The sequence below is a fragment of the Frankia casuarinae genome (assembly GCF_000013345.1).
In the GTDB taxonomy this organism is placed as follows: domain Bacteria; phylum Actinomycetota; class Actinomycetes; order Frankiales; family Frankiaceae; genus Frankia; species Frankia casuarinae.
This window is the reverse complement of record NC_007777.1, coordinates 224,458-240,656: the sequence shown is the minus strand read 5'-3', so window position 1 is coordinate 240,656 and position 16,199 is coordinate 224,458. Positions and strand designations below refer to the sequence as shown.

Sequence of the window (16,199 nt, the reverse complement as noted above, 5' to 3'; positions counted from 1 at the left end):
CTCGGCCATGCTCAGCGGGCGCGTCCGCAGCGGCACGATACGTCCCGCGCCCGAGTGGACCACTGCCCCTCGCGGTGCGGAGCTGCCCGCGATGATGAAATGACCGGCCGGCGAGCCGGCGTCGACCGTGTCTCTACTCTACCAATGACAGATACCCTGATCTCCCAATAGCAGCAGGCCGTCAGGTCTGCCAATCCGACCGCCAGCAGGGAGCACCGCACCACGCGGATCGCGATCGTGTTGGACGGCTTGCGCGTGGCGCGTGGCGCGTGGCCGAGGGCCATCTCATGGCCTGGGCGACGGTACTCGGATCGCCGCGGGTAGGCACCGGCCGCCCATGATCCTGTTTACCCGACGGCACGGCGGATGCCGCCGATGACAAGACGCAGGCCGAAGTCGAAGTGCTCCTTCTGGTGCGGAGCAGGGAGATGGTCGAGCGCAGCGAACAGCTGCGGGTGACGTCGTGGACCGACCGGGCCAATGAGCCGTGCGGCGCTCGCGGACGGATCGGGCAGAGCGGCGGCGAGTTGTTCCTCAGTTGTTCCTCAGTGCTGTGACTGACCACGTAGTAAGTGATCGTGTCCGTCGACCACGCGGCATCTCGGCTGGACAGTCCCCCCACGCGGAGAGCGGAGACCAATTGTTCGCCGTACGCCAGCGCGTCGGGCAGGGGAAAGAAGACGCCCGCGAACAGCCGAGCACCGTCGCGGCGAGACAGCCGTGCCTCGTGCAGACGATGAGCGAGTTGGGCGACCTGGTCGTGCCAGGGCTGGCGCTCGTCGAGGTCTGACGTCACTCCGGCCAGCAGCGCGTCGACCATCGCCTCCAGCAGCAATGGCACCGGCAGCGAACCACCGCCGGAACGGCACGACAACACAAACCCCGGATTCACATCAATCAATCACCAGCATTCGACCCGACCGCCAACCGCGACGATGGGCCGGTGAACTCATAGCTGACGCACAGGTGCCGTAAAGGCCAGGTTCAGCTATCCCCGCGATGCTTGCCGCCGTGCAGAATCAGTTGCCATCCGCGAACGGCGGCTCATGATCTCTCCAGTCCGGCTGATCGCGCGCCACCGGTGGGTGGTCGCCACGGTCACGGCAGTCGTCGTCGCCGCGGCGGTCACGACCTACGTGTTCACCCGCGGCGGTTCGTCCGGGCCGGCCGCCCCCTCGTCGCGGACCGTCGCCGCCAGCATCGGGACCATCAAACAGTCGATCACGACGACCGGAACGATCGAACCAGCCACCGAGGCAGCCCTGAACTTCACGGCGGCGGGGAAGGTCACCAGCGTCCTGGTGGGCGAGGGCGACCCGGTGAACGCCGGCCAGCCGCTGGCGACCATCGACTCGGCGTCGTTGACCGCGAGTCTCGTCCAAGCCAAGCTAACGCTGGCGAACAGCCAGGCCAAGCTAGCCTCCGACCAGGACTCCGGGGCGTCCAGCACACAGCTCGCCGTCGATCAGGCCTCGGTGACGACCGCGACCGACGGGGTGTCGACCGCGCAGGCCGCGCTGGACGGCGCGACTCTCACCGCACCGGTCAAGGGTGTCGTGGCGAGCCTGTCCCTGGTGGTCGGCCAGCAGGTGGCGGCATCCTCCGGCGGGAGCGGATCAGGCCAGTCCGGCGGATCCGCGAGCTCGGCAGGCGGGTCCGGATCGGGCGGCGCCGCCTCGTCCGGCCTGGGGTCGGCCGCCGGGTCGGGGTCGGGCTCGGGGTCGGGCTCGGGGTCGGGCTCGTCCGGCTCGTCGTCCGGCGCACAGATCCTGGTGATCAGCACCGACTCGTGGATCGTAAACGCCACCGTGGACTCCAGCGGGGTCGGTCTGATCGCGAAGGGCGACCAGGCGACGATCGTGCCGGGCACGGGTGGCACCGGAGGCGTGCCGATCGGCCGGCTCCCCGGTGGCGGCGGTGGCGGCGGTGGCGGTGGAACTGGCGGTAGCGGCGGGCCGGGAGCCGGTTCCGGTCCCGCGAGCCAGGGCGGTGCGGGCACCTCCGACGCCGGCAGGAACACGGTCTACGGGACGATGTCGTCGGTCGGCCTCATCGCGTCGAGCTCCGGAGGGACGGCAGCCTTCCCGGTTATGATCAAGGTGACCGGCAGCCCCGGCGGGATGCACGCGGGTGACACCGCGACAGTCTCGTTGACCTACAAGCAGCTCGGCGACGTTCTGGTCGTCCCGACAGCGGCGATCACTCAGGCCGACGGCAAGCCCACGGTCTACGTCCTGTCCAACGGCAGGAAGACCGCCACGACCGTGACGACCGGACCCACCGGAGGCGGCTTCACGCAGGTCGTCTCCGGGCTGTCGGAAGGCGACAAGGTCGTGGTCGACACCCCGCAGGTGGCCACCCGGAGCGGGTCCGGAACCGGCCCGGGCCGGGCCACGGGCCAGGGCGGTACGGGCAGGTTCGGGGGCGGTGCCGGGTTCGGCGGCGGAGGCGGTTTCCCCGGAGGCGGGGGTGGCGGCTCCGCTGGTCGGGGCGGCGGCTTCGGCGGGGGTGGCTGAGGTGGTCGGGACAACGGAAAACGAACTGGCCTGGACGCCGGAGGAACCGGCAGGACAAGAGCAGACAGGACAAGAGCAGGCAGGGCAAGAGCAGGCAGGGCAAGAGCAGGCAAGGTCGGGAGGGACGGCGGGTCCGGCGACGCCGCTCCCGCCGTATTCGGACAACGACACCCTCGTCGTCAACGCCCCTGTCATCGAGCTGGACCAGGTGACCAAGTCCTACCGGGCGGGATCGCTGGACGTCACGGCGCTGCGTGGTGTCTCGGCCCGGATCGGAACCGGCGAGTACGTCGCGATCGTCGGGCCGTCCGGGTCCGGGAAGTCGACGCTGATGCACATCATCGGCTGCCTCGACGTGCTCACCTCGGGCAGCTACCGGCTCTCTGGGGAGGACGTCGGCGGGATGAGCGAGGCCGACCTGGCCGAGATCCGCAACCGCCGGATCGGCTTCGTGTTCCAGCAGTTCAACCTGTTGCCGTCGCTGTCCGCGTGGCGCAACGTCGAGCTGCCCCTGACCTACCGGGGGATGCGCCGCGAGGTCCGCCGGGCGCGGGCCGTCGCGGCACTCGACCGGGTCGGCCTCGCCGACCGGGTTGAGCACCGGCCGGGCGAGCTGTCCGGCGGCCAGCAGCAACGCGTCGCGATGGCCCGGGCGCTGGTCGGCGACCCGTCGCTCATCCTGGCCGACGAGCCGACCGGAAACCTGGACTCCACCGCCACCGGTGACGTGCTGGACCTCCTCGACGAGCTGCACCAGCAGGGCCGGACGATCGTCCTGATCACTCATGAGCTGGACGTGGCGGCCCGGGCGCACCGGGTCGTGCGGATCCGGGACGGCCTGGTCGAGTCCGACACGGCGGCATCCTGATGGGCTGGCTGGAGACGCTGCGCACCGGGTGGGACGCGATCCGCACGCACCGGCTGCGCTCCGGGCTGACTGTGCTGGGCATCCTGATCGGGATCGCCGCGGTGGTGCTCACCGTGGGCCTCGGCGTCGGCACGCAGAACAAGGTCGGATCGCAGATCAGTGCCCTGGGCAGCAACCTGCTCATCGTCTCGCCAGGCAGCTCGACGAGCCCCACCACCGGCCTGCGCGGCGGGTTCGGCTCCGCCTCGACGCTGACCATGACGGACGCGGCCGCATTGTCGTCACCGGTCTCCACACCGGACATCGTCGGGGTCGCCCCGGTCAAGCAGGGCCAACTGACGCTGGTGAACGGGGCCACGAACTGGACGACGACGGTGGTCGGCACGACTGCGGCCTGGCGCCCGGTGCGCAACCGCACCCTCGCCGAGGGCCGTTTCCTCACCACCACGGACGACGCCCAGTCGGCGGCGGTGACCGTCCTCGCCTCGGACACCGCCGAGCAGTTGTTCGGCCGACGCGACCCGGTCGACCAGAGCGTGACGATCAACAACATTCCGTTCACGGTGGTCGGGGTGCTCGATCCGGCCGGTTCGAACACCACGAGCAACCTCGACGACCAGGCGGTCGTGCCGCTGTCCACCGCGGCGAGCCGACTGTTCGGCGGGACGACCCGCACCTCGGTCTCCTCGATCTACATCGAGGCACGTTCGTCGTCCACGCTCTCAGCGGCCTATCAGGAGGCGACCGACCTGCTGCTGAACCAGCACGGCATCGCCAACCCGGCCAGCGCCGACTTCACGATCATCAGCCAGCAGTCGCTGCTGGACACCGCGACCTCGGTGAGCAAGACCCTCACCGTGCTGCTGGCCGGCATCGCGGCACTGTCCCTGCTGGTCGGCGGGATCGGCGTGATGAACATCATGCTGGTCTCGGTGACCGAGCGCACCCGCGAGATCGGGCTGCGCAAGGCGTTGGGCGCACCACCGGCGGCGATCCGACGCCAGTTCCTGGCCGAGGCGTCCGTGCTCAGCTTCGCCGGCGGGGTGGTCGGCGCGCTGTTGGGCATCACCGGCGCCCTGGTGCTGCCGCACTTCATCGACAACCCGGTGGCGATCGTGTGGTGGGCGGTGCTCGGCGCGATCGCCGTGGCCGTCGCCATCGGTATCGCCTTCGGCGTCTACCCCGCTAGCCGGGCCGCCCGGCTGGCTCCCATCGACGCACTCCGCAGCGAGTAGCCATCCCAGGACGAGGATCGAGATCTTGACTGGTCAAGCACCGCTCACCAGGTCCCTGACCGGCGGCCGCCCGACGCGGCTCGCCCTCGCCGCCGCCACGACCATGCTGGTCGCGGCGCTCGCCGGCTGCGGTGGCTCTTCGACCGCGGCGTCGGCACAGGGCAGTCCGAGCACCGGCCAGCCGGGCGGCCCGCCCAGTCAGGGGGGCCGTGGATCCGGCGCCGGCGGCCCGGCCGCGTTCGGCACCATCGCCGAGGTCGACGCCGCCAGCGCCAGCTCCGGCAGCATCGAGGTCCAGAGCCAGCCGTCGGGGCAGGTGACGGTGAAGTTCACCGGGACGACCACGTTCACCCAGATCATCGCCGCGACCCTCGCCGACGTCAGGCCAGGGGTGTGCGTCTTCGCCGCCGACGTGCCGACCGGGAACGGGGCATCCGGTTCGCCGGCCGGCGGCGCGGGCGGCACCGGTGGCACGCCGGACTCGGCGGCGCCCAGCCCCAGGCCGAGGCCCACCTCGTTCACCGCCACGACGGTGCTGATCAGCCAGCCGGTCGGGGACGCCTGCACACAGCCGACCGCCGGGCGACGGCCGACCGGCCAGCCCCGGCCGAGCGGCAGCCCGCGTCCGCGCTCGCTGGGCACCCGAGGGCCGGGAGGCTTCCGAGACGAATTCGGCGCGCGCGCGGAGGGCAAGGTGGCCTCGGTGTCCGGCTCGACCATCACCGTCACCGGCAGCGGCAGCGGCAGCGGCAGCGGCAGCGGGGCAGCCATCACCTACACTGCGCAGGTCAACGGGGACACCAGGTACACCCAGTCGGTCACCGCGGCGGCCAAGGCACTGGCCGTCGGGCAGTGCGCGACCGCGAACGGCCAGACCGACGACACTGGCGCCGTCACGGCGACCCACATCACGCTGAGCCCGAAGACGAACGGCCGCTGCACCGCCGGCTTCGGCGGCGGCGGCTTCGGCGGCGGCGGCTTCGGCGGCGGCGGCTTCGGCGGCGGCGGCTTCGGCGGCCAGGGGGGCGGCAGTGCGGGCTCCGGCGCCACCGGCTCCGGTCGCACCGGGTCCACAAATGCCTGAAGGGGCAGTGTCCGAGAAGGCAGCGCCTGAGGAGAAGCCGCGGCCGTCGCGCCGCCGGTTGGGTCGGCCCCGCAAGGTCGTGGTGGGCGGCACGGCAGCGGTGCTGTTGGCTGGTACCGGCGTCGGAACGGGGCTCGCGGTCACGGCGGGCCCGGGGCCCTCCTACCGGCTGGCCACCGCCAGCATGGCGTCGGTGACCCAGGCCCTCACCTCGGTCGGAACGGTGGCCACAGTCAACAAGGCGACACTGGCGTTTCCGGTCGCCGGAACGGTGACCGCCGTGCCGGTGGCGATCGGTGACCAGGTCACGGCCGGGCAGACGCTGGCCGGCCTGGACCCGGGGCCGCTGCGGCGAGCCCTGGACGCGGCGAACGCGACGCTGGCGAACGCGCGGCTGGCACTGACCGCGGACGAGTCGGGCCAGACCTCGTCGGCGACCGCTTCGGGGACGGGCCCGGGCACGTTCACAGCGGCGGGGGCCGTGGCCACCTCCCTGGCAGACGTGACGGGCAGCTCGTTCCGGGGCGGCTCGTCGTCCGCCGGCATCGAACTGATCAGTTCCTCGACCGGACGCTCCCCGGCGCCGACCCCGGCGGCGGCTCCAGCCGGGACGACGGACAACGGGACGACGGAGCCGGGCACCCTCCTGACGGCGGTCACCACAGCGCAGCAGGACGTCGAGAATGCCCAGTCGTCCCTCGACAGCGTGCTGGCCGGCCTCGGCGCCGATCTCGGGAAGCTGACGTCCCCCGGCGGAGGCTGCGTGGTGGTCGCCGGGCCGCCCCGCGCGCCGATCACGTACACGACGACGCCGGTCCTCGCCGCCCCGTCGGACGCCACCGGGAAGATCAGCGGGACCGCCGGCGCCGACGACGCGATCACTCTGCTCCGGGACGGCGCCGTGGTCGCCTCCGTGACCGGTTCCTATGCCTTCACCGGTCTAGACGCGGGCACGCCGTACACGGTGAAGATCGAGGATCCCGACCCGACCGGTTCCGTTGACGCCCTCCAGTGCCAGCACGCGATCGGTGCCCTCGTCGCCAGGTACAGCACATCGCCAGGGCCGTCACAGCCGTCGGACCTGGCCACGCTGGTGTCCCAACTCGCCGCCGCCAAACTGAACCTGGACGCTGCGGTCCGCGACCTCGGCACGGCCGGCGTTCCGACAGCCGGCGTTCCGACAGCTCCGGCCGCCTCGGCCATCCCGACCGAACCAGCCCAACCAACCCAACCAACCCAACCAACCCAACCAGCCACTTCGAGCGCCCGTCCGCTGAGCGCGCCGGCCCCGTGGGTGCCAGGTGCGACGGGTGGGCCGGCTCCCGCCCCCAGCCACGGTCCCGCCCCCAGCTCCTCCGGTGGAGGATCGACCGTCCGCTCCGGAAGCTCGGCGGGATCGTCCCGCAGCGTGGGCGGCGGTACGTCCAGCGGCGGTACGTCCAGCGGCGGTACGTCCAGCGGCGGTACGTCCAGCCGGGCGGCCAGGGTCGTCACCGCCGAGCAGCTCGCGGCCGACCAGGCCGCCATCGACGCGGCTGTCGCGCAGGTGGCGCTGGCCCAGCAGAACCTGGCGGAGACGACCCTGACCAGCCCCGTCACCGGGACGGTGGCCGCCGTCTCGATCTCACCCGGGATGACCGTCGGCGCGTTCTCCAGCACCAACGCCATCACCGTGCTCGGCGCCGGTGGCAAGCAGGTCGTCACCACGGTCCCGCTGTCCGCCGTGGACCTGGTGCGGCCCGGCGACCGGGCCGACGTCACCGTCGACGGCGTGTCGACGCCGCTGACCGGCACCGTCTCCTCGATCGGCGTCCTGAACAGCACAACCGGGTCGACCACGACCTACCCCGTCAAGATCGCACTGGCGGCGACGCGGACGAAGCTCTTCGACGGCACCGGCGCGACCGTGTCGATCGTGGTACGGGAGGTCCGGAACATGCTGACCGTGCCGACCTCGGCGGTGCACCGGGTCGGCGGGCTGAGCACGGTCTCGGTCCTGCGGAAGGGCAAGGCGGTGACCGTCCGGGTGACCACCGGGGCGGTGGGGGCCGACCGGACCGAGGTGACGTCCGGCCTCACCGCCGGTAACCAGGTCATCCTCGCCGACCTGCACGCGGCGCTGCCGTCGGCACGCACGAACTCATCGTCCACCAGAGGCGGAGCTCTGAGCGGCGGGGGCGGGCTGTTCGGCGCGGGTGGGGGCGGTGGCGGTGCCGGGGGCCGGGGCGTCCAGCGCGCCCGGGGTGGCTGAGCCAGATCCAGATCCAGTTTTCGGAAACCGTTGACAAGACTCGTGCGTCGGAGCCGACCGCGCGACCGCAGGCATAGTCAGATATCAGGACTTCTCGGCTTGTTGATCTCCGACATAGCAGCACTGGCCCGCCATAGCGATCAAAATCATCTGGTACATCGCCGCGAGCCCGCCTCTCCCGGCGGCCGGGTTCGCCCGCGACGCAGCGCGACAAACGGAGATCGTTTAGCGGGTGACGACACAATGAGCACACATCGAGCACACGCGCGGCCCGACGGACCCGCGCCGGAGGGTCAATTTTTCGAACGATGCAGGCCAAACCAATATCGTTCAAGGTTCGCGGCAGCTGCAGGGCGGGAAACCCGCCGGTTAAAAGCCCGTAGGACAGCCTGCCGTCTAGTATCGCATAGTGCCGTCATGTGTGTGTTCGTGCAGGTCACGGGCACTCTGTGTGTCCCGGGGTGCCGGCGGCTGCCGGGTGCTGGTTCGTCGTCCGGGTTCACGAGGTGCACACCCGAGCGCCTGCGCCGCGTGACCGTGGATCTTGAGTAGCCATCACGCTGGCATGAGTCTCCTACCCACCCTGAGATGGTCCAAGCCAGCGCCCTGCCCCGTCACGGACCAACCACTCTCGGCCGGGCAAGGCGAGCTCGGCCTCGGGCTGAACATGACCGGTTCCGGTGGCGCCCCGCCGAGTACGCCCTTGCTCAGGCACGCATGATCGACGCAGCGCGCCCAGGGCTCGGTGGCCGGTCACGACGGGTGCTGGCGGATCCGGCGCGAGACCCGCGCCTATGGGCTCTGGAGCGCCGCTATACTGGCGCGGTGAGGGACCGGTTTCGGTAGGTCACGGTCTTCGGAGGCAGAGGGCCAGGATCCGGTGATCGGGTTTCTGTAGGCGGCGTTCGGTCATCTCGCGACGGCCATGCCGACGCTTTGGACGCCGTGACCCGACTGATGCCGGTGGCTCGGAGCAGGCCGATTTCCCGAGGGACGAAAGCGCCCCTGACCGGACATTCTGTCAGTCGGTCTCCTGTGACGTGGCGACCTCGTAGAAGGCGTCCGCGAGGGCAAGGATGACGCTGTTGATCCCAGGGCCGTCGCTGAAGAAGTAGTCGGCCATGGTGTTGTGGGCTTCCTGGTTGTCGAGGACGGCCTCGGTGACGACGGCCTTGAAGTCGTCGGAGTCCATGAACTGCTTCTTCGAGTTGACCTGGGTCTGCCTGACGAGGTCGGGGTAGGCGAGGAGTCGCTGGACCAGGCCGTCGACGAACTCGCGGATCTGCGACTCGGTGAAGGACTCGGCGCCGAAGAGGTCGTTCATCTTGTCGATCACGACCTGGAGCGCGACGTACCTGGGCTCCTTGCGGGCGCCGGTTCCGGCGGCGCTGATTCCCTTGAGCTCGCCGTCGCCGGTCAGCGAGATGTCGACGGCGATCCGCTTCTCGTGTCTGACCCCGACCAGGACGACGTCGGAGAGGTCGACCTCGGCGGCCCAGGAGGAGTCGGCGATGACCTTCTCCAGGAGGCGTAGGAAGATGGAGAGCATCTCCAGGTGCGGGTCGCCGTAGTCGACGATCTGGCTCATGAAGTCGTAGAGCCGGACGTAGGTGGAGACGTCCTGACGGAACAGGTCGAGGGTGCTGAGCGTGACCTTGTCATCGGCCTCGATCGCGGCGGCGTAGCGGCTCGCGAACTCGTGCTTCGCCGGAGCGATCGCGGCCGAGAGCGCGTTGTTACCCTTCCGCTTCACCCACAACTCGGCGACGTTCCGTACCTGGTCGGCGGTGTAGATCCCCGTCTGGGCGAGCTTGGCGGCGAGGTGGGCGACGACGTACGGGTCGGTCTCGGTCTCCAGGGTCGCACCGGTGAAGTACGGCTCGAACGCGGCCCGGATGTCGTCGGGCGTGTTCACGAAGTCGAGGACGAACGTCGTGCGCTTGATCTCCCCGCCCGCGGTGCGGTGGGTGCGGTTGAGCCGGGAGAGCGTCTGCACGGCGGTGACCCCGGAGAGCTTCTTGTCGACGTACATCGCCGAGAGCAGCGGCTGGTCGAAGCCGGTCTGGAACTTGTTGGCCACCAGCATGATCGTGTAGGTCCCGCCCTTGAACGCCGCGGCCAGGTCCGCGCCGGCGCCGGGGTTGAGGTTGGTCTCGGTGAACTCGACGTCCTCCGCCGGCACCGGCCCCCACTCCGAGGTCCACACCTCGTTCTCGTCCATCGTCACCGACCCGGAGAAGGCGACCAGCGTGCGGTAGGTGTACGACGGATCCTCCGCGACCCGGCGAGCGATGTAGGCGTCGATCGCCTTCTTGTACTTCACCGCGGCCTTGCGCGAGTCGGTGACGACCATCGCCTTCGCCCTGCCCTCCAGCAGGTGGGCGACGTTGGCGTGGAAGTGCTCGACGATGATCTGGACTTTCTGGCTGATGTTGGTCGGGTGCAGCTTCACCCACCGCATCAGCCCCTTACGCGCGGCGCTTTCCTCGACTTCGCTGTCGGCGGTGGCCTTACCGGCGATCTTCAGCGCGGTGTCGTACGACTGATAGCCACGCAGAACGTCGAGGATGTACCCCTCCTCGATCGCCTGCCGCATCGAGTACAGGTGGAACTCGACCGGCTTCCCGTCCGGCCCCTTCCGCCCGAACATCTCCAGCGTCTTGGCCTTCGGGGTCGCGGTGAACGCGAAGTAGGAGATGTTCGGCGAGTCGGCCCGCTCGCTCATCCGCGCCGCCAGAAGCGATTCCAGGGCGACCTCGCCGCCGTCGGCGAGGTCCTTGATCTCCTCGGCGGTGAGCACGGCTTTCAGCTGGGAGGAGATCCTGCCGGACTGCGACGAGTGCGCCTCGTCGGCGATCACGGCGAACTTCCTGCCCGTCAGCCCCTTGTCCGCCTGGATCTCGTCCATCGCGAACGGGAACGTCTGCACCGTCACCGCGATGATCAGCTCGCCGTTCCGCAGCGCGGCGGCCAGCAGCCCGGACTTCGACGTCGCGCCGGCCTTGCGGACGTCCTCCGGGCTGATCGTGGCCACGATCCTGCCGGACCCGTCGATCTGCCGGATCGCCTCCTGAAGCTGCCCGTCAAGCACCGTCCGGTCCACGACCACGAGGACCGTGTCGAAGACCTTCTCGTCGTCCACGTGCAGCCGCGCCAGCCGGTGTGCGGTCCAGGCGATCGTGTTCGTCTTCCCCGACCCGGCCGAGTGCTCGATCAGGTACCGGTGGCCGACGCCCTCCTCGCGTACGGCGTCGACGATGGTCGTCACGGCCTCCCACTGGTGGAACCGCGGGAAGAGCATGCTGGTACGTCGCACCGACGTCCCCGTCGCGACGTCCCACTCCTCCCGGGTCTCCACGATCATCAGCCGCCCGACGATGGTGAGCCAGGCGTCCTTCTCCCAGACCCGCTCCCACAGGTACGCCGTCGCCGACCGCCCCTCGGCACCTGGCGGGTTCCCCGCCCCGCCGTCGTGGCCGATGTTGAACGGCAAAAAGTGCGTCTTCTCCCCCTCCAACCTGGTGGTCATCGCCGCCAGGTCGTTGGAGACCGCGAAGTGCACCAGCGCCCGATGCCCGAACGACAGCAACGGCTCCGCCCGGCCGTTGGTGACCGGGCGCCGGTCCTTGCGGTACTGGCTGATCGCCTCGTCCAGCGACTGCGTGAAGTCCGTCTTCAGCTCCACCGTCGCCACCGGCAGCCCGTTGACGAAGAACACCAGGTCGATGCTGCGCTGATCGGCGGTGGAGAAGCGCACCTGCCGCATCACCCGCACCCGCATCGCCGCATACTGCGCCACCGTCGTCGCGTTCAGGCTGGTCTCCGGCCGGAACTGCGCCAGCTTCAACCGGCCACCACCGATGTAGACGACCCCGTTGCGCAGGATGTTCAACGTCCCGCCGCCGTGCTCCAGCGGCCTGTCGAGCGCCGTGGCCAGCACATCGAGGAACTTCGCCGCCGACCCGGCCGCCTTCAACGCCTTCCCGTACGCCGCCGGCTGAGTCTCCTCCAACCAGCCGAACACATCCGCGGGGAAGAGCGCCCGCTCACGGTCATACCCGGAGTCGCCCGCCGAGTACAGCCACCCATGAGCCTCCAGGTACGCGCAGATCTCGGACTCGAAGACGACCTCGTGGTAGTCGGCCATCAGACCATCCCCCGCACATCGACCTGCCCCGTCACCGCCGCCGTGATCAGCGCCACCCGCCGCTCACGGGCCAGCTCGATGAACCGCTCGGTCTCGCCGATCAGCGAGTCAATCTTCGCAGTCTGCTCGTCAAGGTAAGCGGCAACGCGACGCTGCTCATCGAGGGGTGGTACAGCAAGCCGATATTGCTTTAGCGCCTGGCAAGTGAGCCCACCCTTCGTACTGCCGTTCTCTTCACTCAAGCGTCGGAGGTCGTCATACGACGCCCTGAGCGACCACAGGAGGTACTCCGGCAACCATGTGCCTCGATCAGGCGCTATGTACGCGACGTGCTGGTTCACCGTCGCCTCGATCTCAAGAAGCGTTGCCATTCCGCGTGTCTTTCCTTGGCCAGTCAGACCCACCAAGACCGAGCCTGGAGCAACGACTGGCAAGTGACATTCATAGAGTGCGATGTCGGTCACGAATTGGTCGGCGTGCGTGACACGAGACTCGTTGACAGCGGAACTGTTCAGCCACGGGAACTCTCCGTCACGCCAATAGCTGGCAGTCTCACGCCTCGGAGTTGACCCGTTGCCGATTCGAGTAGAGCGACCTAGTTTGTCTGTCGTCGCGCCCGCATGGATCTGCTGATCGATCGCGTGCAAAGCGACTGCCCGGCGCCGCTCACGGAGCATTTCGATCAGACGCTGCTGTTCCTCGATGAGCGTGTCGATGCGGGCGGTCTCGCGGTCGAGGTAGTCGGCGATGGCGCGCTGCTCCCCTAGCGGCGGGAGCAGGATCGGCATCAGCCGGAACTCGTCGTTGTCGATCTCGGCCTGACCGATGCGCACTCCGCGCGAGAGCAGTGCGTAGCCGTTGGTGTAGGTGGTCGAGCGAAGGAGCCAGTTGAGGTAGCGGGCGTCCTCACTATGGCGCGGCGCGAAGCAGATGTAGTGACCGGAAACGATCCCGCGGAGCGAGGAGATGCCAACCGAACCTTGCCATGCCTTCATCCGGTTGGCGACCAGCCAGCCTGGGTGGACGAGCTGGTAGATGCTGCGGTTCTCGGCAGTCTTGTTGATGTTGTCGCGCGAGTCCTTCGCCACGACGCCGTACTCGCGAAAGACGGATAGCATCTGCTCTTCCGGATGGTCCACATCCTTGATGCGTTCGAACATGGACCACAGTGGCTTTGTGGTCCAGTGCGGCGGGACCTTCCCGAGCCAGGACACACCGGAGTCGACGAGGTCGAGCCTCTCAGCGATCACCCTCGACCTCCCGCAGGAGGTCGAGGATCTTGGCGATCTGCTTGTCCAGGTCGGCGTCGATCTCGGCGAGGGGGCGGGGTGGGACGTACCTGTAGAAGTGGCGGGTGAAGGGGATCTCGTAGCCGGTCTTGACCTTGGCCCAGTCGATCCAGGCGTCGGGGACGTGCGGCTTCACCTCGGCGTCGAAGTAGGCGTTGATGACGTCGAGCTTGCCGGCCCGGCCGGCGGTCGAGCCACCGTAGGTGAAGGGGACGTTCTCGGTGTCGCGCTTCTTCGGGTCGGGCTTGCGCTGACCCTTGCGGTCGACGACCGGCTTGCCGTCCTCGCCAAGCAGGGGTCGCTCGACGGTGATGGTCCAGTAGCCGAACTCGTCGTTGCTCAGCACCTTGGAGTAGTCGGGGTCGGCGTCGAGGAAGTCGACGTACAGGCTGACGACCTTCTCGCGGTCGGTGTCGGAGATCTCACGGCCCTTGGAACCGAGGTTCTTGCGCATCTTGGTCCAGAACGAGGTGCCGTCGATGATCTGGACCAGGCCCCTGGCGTCGGGGTGCTTGGTGTTGTCGAGGATCCAGATGTACGTGGCGATGCCGGTGTTGAAGAACATGTTGGTCGGCAGCGCGACGATCGCCTCGACCAGGTCGTTCTCCAGCAGCCACCGGCGGATCTCGGAGGGGCCGGACCCGGCGGCGCCGTTGAAGAGCGGCGAGCCGTTCATGATGATCCCGACCCGGCCGCCGCCGTCCTTGGGCGCCCGCATCTTGTGGGCCAGGTGGAGCAGGAAGAGCATCTGCCCGTCCGAGGTCGCCGGCAGGCCGGGGGCGAACCGGCCGTACGGGCCCGCCTCGTCGCGCTCCTCGGTGACCTTCTTGGCGTACTGCTTCCAGTCGACGCCGTAGGGCGGGTTGGACATGCAGAAGTCGAACTTCCTGCCCTTGAAGGCGTCGTCGGTGAGCGTGTTACCGAAGGCGATGTTGGTCGCGTCGTGGCCCTTGGCGAGCAGGTCGGACTTGCAGATCGCGTACGACTGCGGGTTGTACTCCTGGCCATACAGGCTCAGGTTCGCGTCCGGGTTCTGCGCGAGCAGGTGCTCCTCGGCCAGGGCGAGCATGCCGCCGGTGCCCGCGGTCGGGTCGTAGAGGGTACGCACGATGCCGGCCTCGGACAGGTCGGCCTCCTTCTCGGCGAAGAGCAGGTCGACCAGCAGCCGGATCGCGTCGCGTGGGGTGTAGTGGTCGCCGGAGGTCTCGTTCGCGGCCTCGTTGAACTTGCGGATGATGTACTCGAACGCATCGCCCATGTCGGCGTTCGACACCACCTTGGGGTGCAGATCGATCGCCTTGAACGAGGTGATGATCTCGCGCAGGAGCCCCGCCTTCTCCAGCGCGAGGATCTCCTTCTTGAAGTCGAAGTACTCGAACACGTCGACGTCCGCCGAGAATCGGTCGAGGTAGTCGGCCAGGTTGTCCGCCAGCCCGTCGGCGTCGGCCAGGAGGTTGCTGAATCCGTAGTTGGAAGTGTTGTAGAACGGCCTGCCGGTCGCCTTCTTCACCTCGATCTTCAGCCGGTTCGGGTTGTCGAACGTCCGCGCGAGCTCGCGGACCGTCTCCCGGTCGGGCTCGAGGATGCAGTCGAGCCGGCGCAGGATCGTGAGCGGGAGGATCACGTTGCCGTACTGGTTGGGGCGGTAGGGACCCCGAAGCTGGTCGGCGATCGACCAGATGAAACTACCGAGGGTGCTCACAGGGCTCCTTGAGGGGATCTCACGCGAAGACGGGATGCCGGACGCCCGCGTCCGGGCCATGGGCTACCGACGCCGCCGTGCTCGGGGCCGAAGTTCCTGGCCAGCCCGTACCAGCAGCCGAGCGGTCTGGCGGAATCGTCGACTCTGATCTCAGCCGATCCCGATGTCACTCACCCCGCCACGGCCAGGCCAGGCTGTCCACTGCCAGACCTCGGAGAACCTCTCGGTCCACCCCGGGTCGGCCTCCAGGTACGCCTTGATCAGCGGCTCGCACGTGTCGCCCTCGTCCCGCTCCTCCGGCAACGCGGCACGAAGGTCGCCCGGCAACTCGCGAATCTGATCCCCACGGACGATAGTCTGCCGCACAGTTCTGACGATCATGCCAAGACCCTCGTGACACGGTCCGCACCCGGCTACAGACCGCCCTACACTGCGGCGGCCAGGTCCGGAGCGAGGCCCCAGCGAATGGCCGGTTTCCAGCCGGGCCAGAGGCCGGCCAGCAACGCCTTGTCCTTCTCCACCTGGTGGCGGCGGGTTCCCAGCCACGTGGTGAGGCCTGCCGGCTGGTGATCGACCATGACGCCAACGCCGCGTTCGACCTGGGCGGTTCGTCCACCGCGAGTACGCCAGCGACGTCAATCCCGCCCGTGGGAGAGCGTCCGGCGCCGAGGCACAGCGAACATGACCCGACTGACAGTGTGGAGCGGTGCGTGAGGTTATGCCCCGTTGATCCGGTCAGCCCCCGCTGCAGGGCGCGGTCTGTGCGACAGCGATGAGCAGCAGGTGCTGGGCCGCAGCCCCGGTCCGCGTGTTGGCGGCTGCCGTCAGCTTGAGGCGGTCCAGGCGGGCTACTGAGTTTTAATCCGCGAAGTTGTGTGGAAGCACGATTATCCTTCACCTTATTGTGATCTCTGGGTGAGTGGTGCGCGTTCTGTTCGGGTAGCCGGCTGGTACGAGGTACGCGACGGGTGGCGGGCTGACCGCCACGGAACGGGATCGCCGGGAACCGGTCCGGAGGGACGCGGCCGAACGGTTCGCCCGGGACGAGCCGGTCGCACAGGTTGAAGCGGACCGGTGAAACACCGGGGCCGCCGCGACGAGCCGAAG

At 68.9% G+C, this 16,199-nt stretch carries 11 protein-coding genes and 1 pseudogene; 6 read left to right on the top strand and 6 right to left on the bottom strand.

Annotation, left to right across the window (positions count from 1 at the left end; all coding sequences use genetic code 11):
• Positions 1 to 428: 428 nt before the first annotated feature.
• Positions 429 to 557, top strand: coding sequence for a hypothetical protein (locus FRANCCI3_RS28495; protein WP_255361092.1), 129 nt, complete (start codon positions 429 to 431; stop codon positions 555 to 557).
• A 29-nt stretch (positions 558 to 586) separates the two neighbouring features.
• Here the strand turns inward: FRANCCI3_RS28495 and FRANCCI3_RS28855 are convergent.
• Positions 587 to 820 (bottom strand): annotated as a pseudogene (locus FRANCCI3_RS28855) (TetR/AcrR family transcriptional regulator C-terminal domain-containing protein); the annotation flags it as partial.
• A gap of 226 nt (positions 821 to 1,046) precedes the next feature.
• On the opposite strand from FRANCCI3_RS28855, the gene FRANCCI3_RS01015 reads away from it, so the two are divergent.
• Genes FRANCCI3_RS01015 through FRANCCI3_RS00995 form a run of 5 tightly spaced genes read left to right on the top strand, consistent with a single transcriptional unit; the run spans position 1,047 to position 7,954 of the window.
• Positions 1,047 to 2,516 carry an efflux RND transporter periplasmic adaptor subunit gene (locus FRANCCI3_RS01015; RefSeq protein ID WP_011434670.1) on the top strand — a complete coding sequence of 490 codons (1,470 nt, stop codon included), beginning with the start codon at positions 1,047 to 1,049 and terminating at the stop codon, positions 2,514 to 2,516.
• Entirely contained in the window at positions 2,470 to 3,384 is a 915-nt protein-coding gene (locus tag FRANCCI3_RS01010) for an ABC transporter ATP-binding protein (protein ID WP_023840162.1), read from the top strand. Before FRANCCI3_RS01015 ends, FRANCCI3_RS01010 begins: the two co-directional genes overlap by 47 nt.
• Positions 3,384 to 4,619 (top strand): ABC transporter permease, encoded by a 1,236-nt coding sequence (locus FRANCCI3_RS01005; RefSeq protein WP_011434668.1) that lies wholly within the window; start codon positions 3,384 to 3,386, stop codon positions 4,617 to 4,619. Before FRANCCI3_RS01010 ends, FRANCCI3_RS01005 begins: the two co-directional genes overlap by 1 nt.
• 25 nt (positions 4,620 to 4,644) lie before the next feature.
• Positions 4,645 to 5,703 (top strand): DUF5666 domain-containing protein, encoded by a 1,059-nt coding sequence (locus FRANCCI3_RS26575; protein WP_011434667.1) that lies wholly within the window; start codon positions 4,645 to 4,647, stop codon positions 5,701 to 5,703.
• Positions 5,704 to 5,710: 7 nt separating this feature from the next.
• The gene (locus FRANCCI3_RS00995; RefSeq protein WP_162238918.1) at positions 5,711 to 7,954 is read left to right on the top strand and encodes a biotin/lipoyl-binding protein; all 2,244 of its coding nucleotides are present in this window, start codon (positions 5,711 to 5,713) and stop codon (positions 7,952 to 7,954) included.
• 1,021 nt (positions 7,955 to 8,975) lie between these two features.
• Here the strand turns inward: FRANCCI3_RS00995 and FRANCCI3_RS00990 are convergent.
• From FRANCCI3_RS00990 to FRANCCI3_RS26570, 5 genes are all read right to left on the bottom strand, one after another.
• A complete protein-coding gene (locus FRANCCI3_RS00990) occupies positions 8,976 to 12,101 on the bottom strand; it encodes a type I restriction endonuclease subunit R (RefSeq protein WP_011434665.1) in 3,126 nt (1,041 codons plus the stop codon).
• On the bottom strand, positions 12,101 to 13,351 hold the full coding sequence (locus tag FRANCCI3_RS00985) for a restriction endonuclease subunit S (protein WP_011434664.1): 1,251 nt from the start codon (positions 13,349 to 13,351) through the stop codon (positions 12,101 to 12,103). Before FRANCCI3_RS00985 ends, FRANCCI3_RS00990 begins: the two co-directional genes overlap by 1 nt.
• Positions 13,341 to 15,092: a type I restriction-modification system subunit M gene (locus tag FRANCCI3_RS00980; protein WP_011434663.1), complete on the bottom strand. Its 1,752-nt coding sequence runs from the start codon at positions 15,090 to 15,092 to the stop codon at positions 13,341 to 13,343. The genes FRANCCI3_RS00985 and FRANCCI3_RS00980 overlap by 11 nt, the downstream gene beginning before the upstream one ends.
• A gap of 150 nt (positions 15,093 to 15,242) precedes the next feature.
• Positions 15,243 to 15,473, bottom strand: a complete 231-nt coding sequence (locus FRANCCI3_RS00975; RefSeq protein ID WP_131728897.1) for a hypothetical protein — start codon at positions 15,471 to 15,473, stop codon at positions 15,243 to 15,245.
• Between the two features lie 44 nt (positions 15,474 to 15,517).
• Positions 15,518 to 15,670 carry a hypothetical protein gene (locus tag FRANCCI3_RS26570; protein WP_157493328.1) on the bottom strand — a complete coding sequence of 51 codons (153 nt, stop codon included), beginning with the start codon at positions 15,668 to 15,670 and terminating at the stop codon, positions 15,518 to 15,520.
• Positions 15,671 to 16,199: the final 529 nt, after the last annotated feature.

Coding starts and splice junctions, on each gene's coding strand:
- FRANCCI3_RS28495 (WP_255361092.1), top strand. CDS start 429: ATGGTCGAGCGCAGCGAACAGCTGCGGGTGACGTCGTGGACCGACCGG.
- FRANCCI3_RS01015 (WP_011434670.1), top strand. CDS start 1,047: ATGATCTCTCCAGTCCGGCTGATCGCGCGCCACCGGTGGGTGGTCGCC.
- FRANCCI3_RS01005 (WP_011434668.1), top strand. CDS start 3,384: ATGGGCTGGCTGGAGACGCTGCGCACCGGGTGGGACGCGATCCGCACG.
- FRANCCI3_RS00990 (WP_011434665.1), bottom strand. CDS start 12,101: ATGGCCGACTACCACGAGGTCGTCTTCGAGTCCGAGATCTGCGCGTAC.
- FRANCCI3_RS00975 (WP_131728897.1), bottom strand. CDS start 15,473: ATGATCGTCAGAACTGTGCGGCAGACTATCGTCCGTGGGGATCAGATT.
- FRANCCI3_RS26570 (WP_157493328.1), bottom strand. CDS start 15,670: ATGGTCGATCACCAGCCGGCAGGCCTCACCACGTGGCTGGGAACCCGC.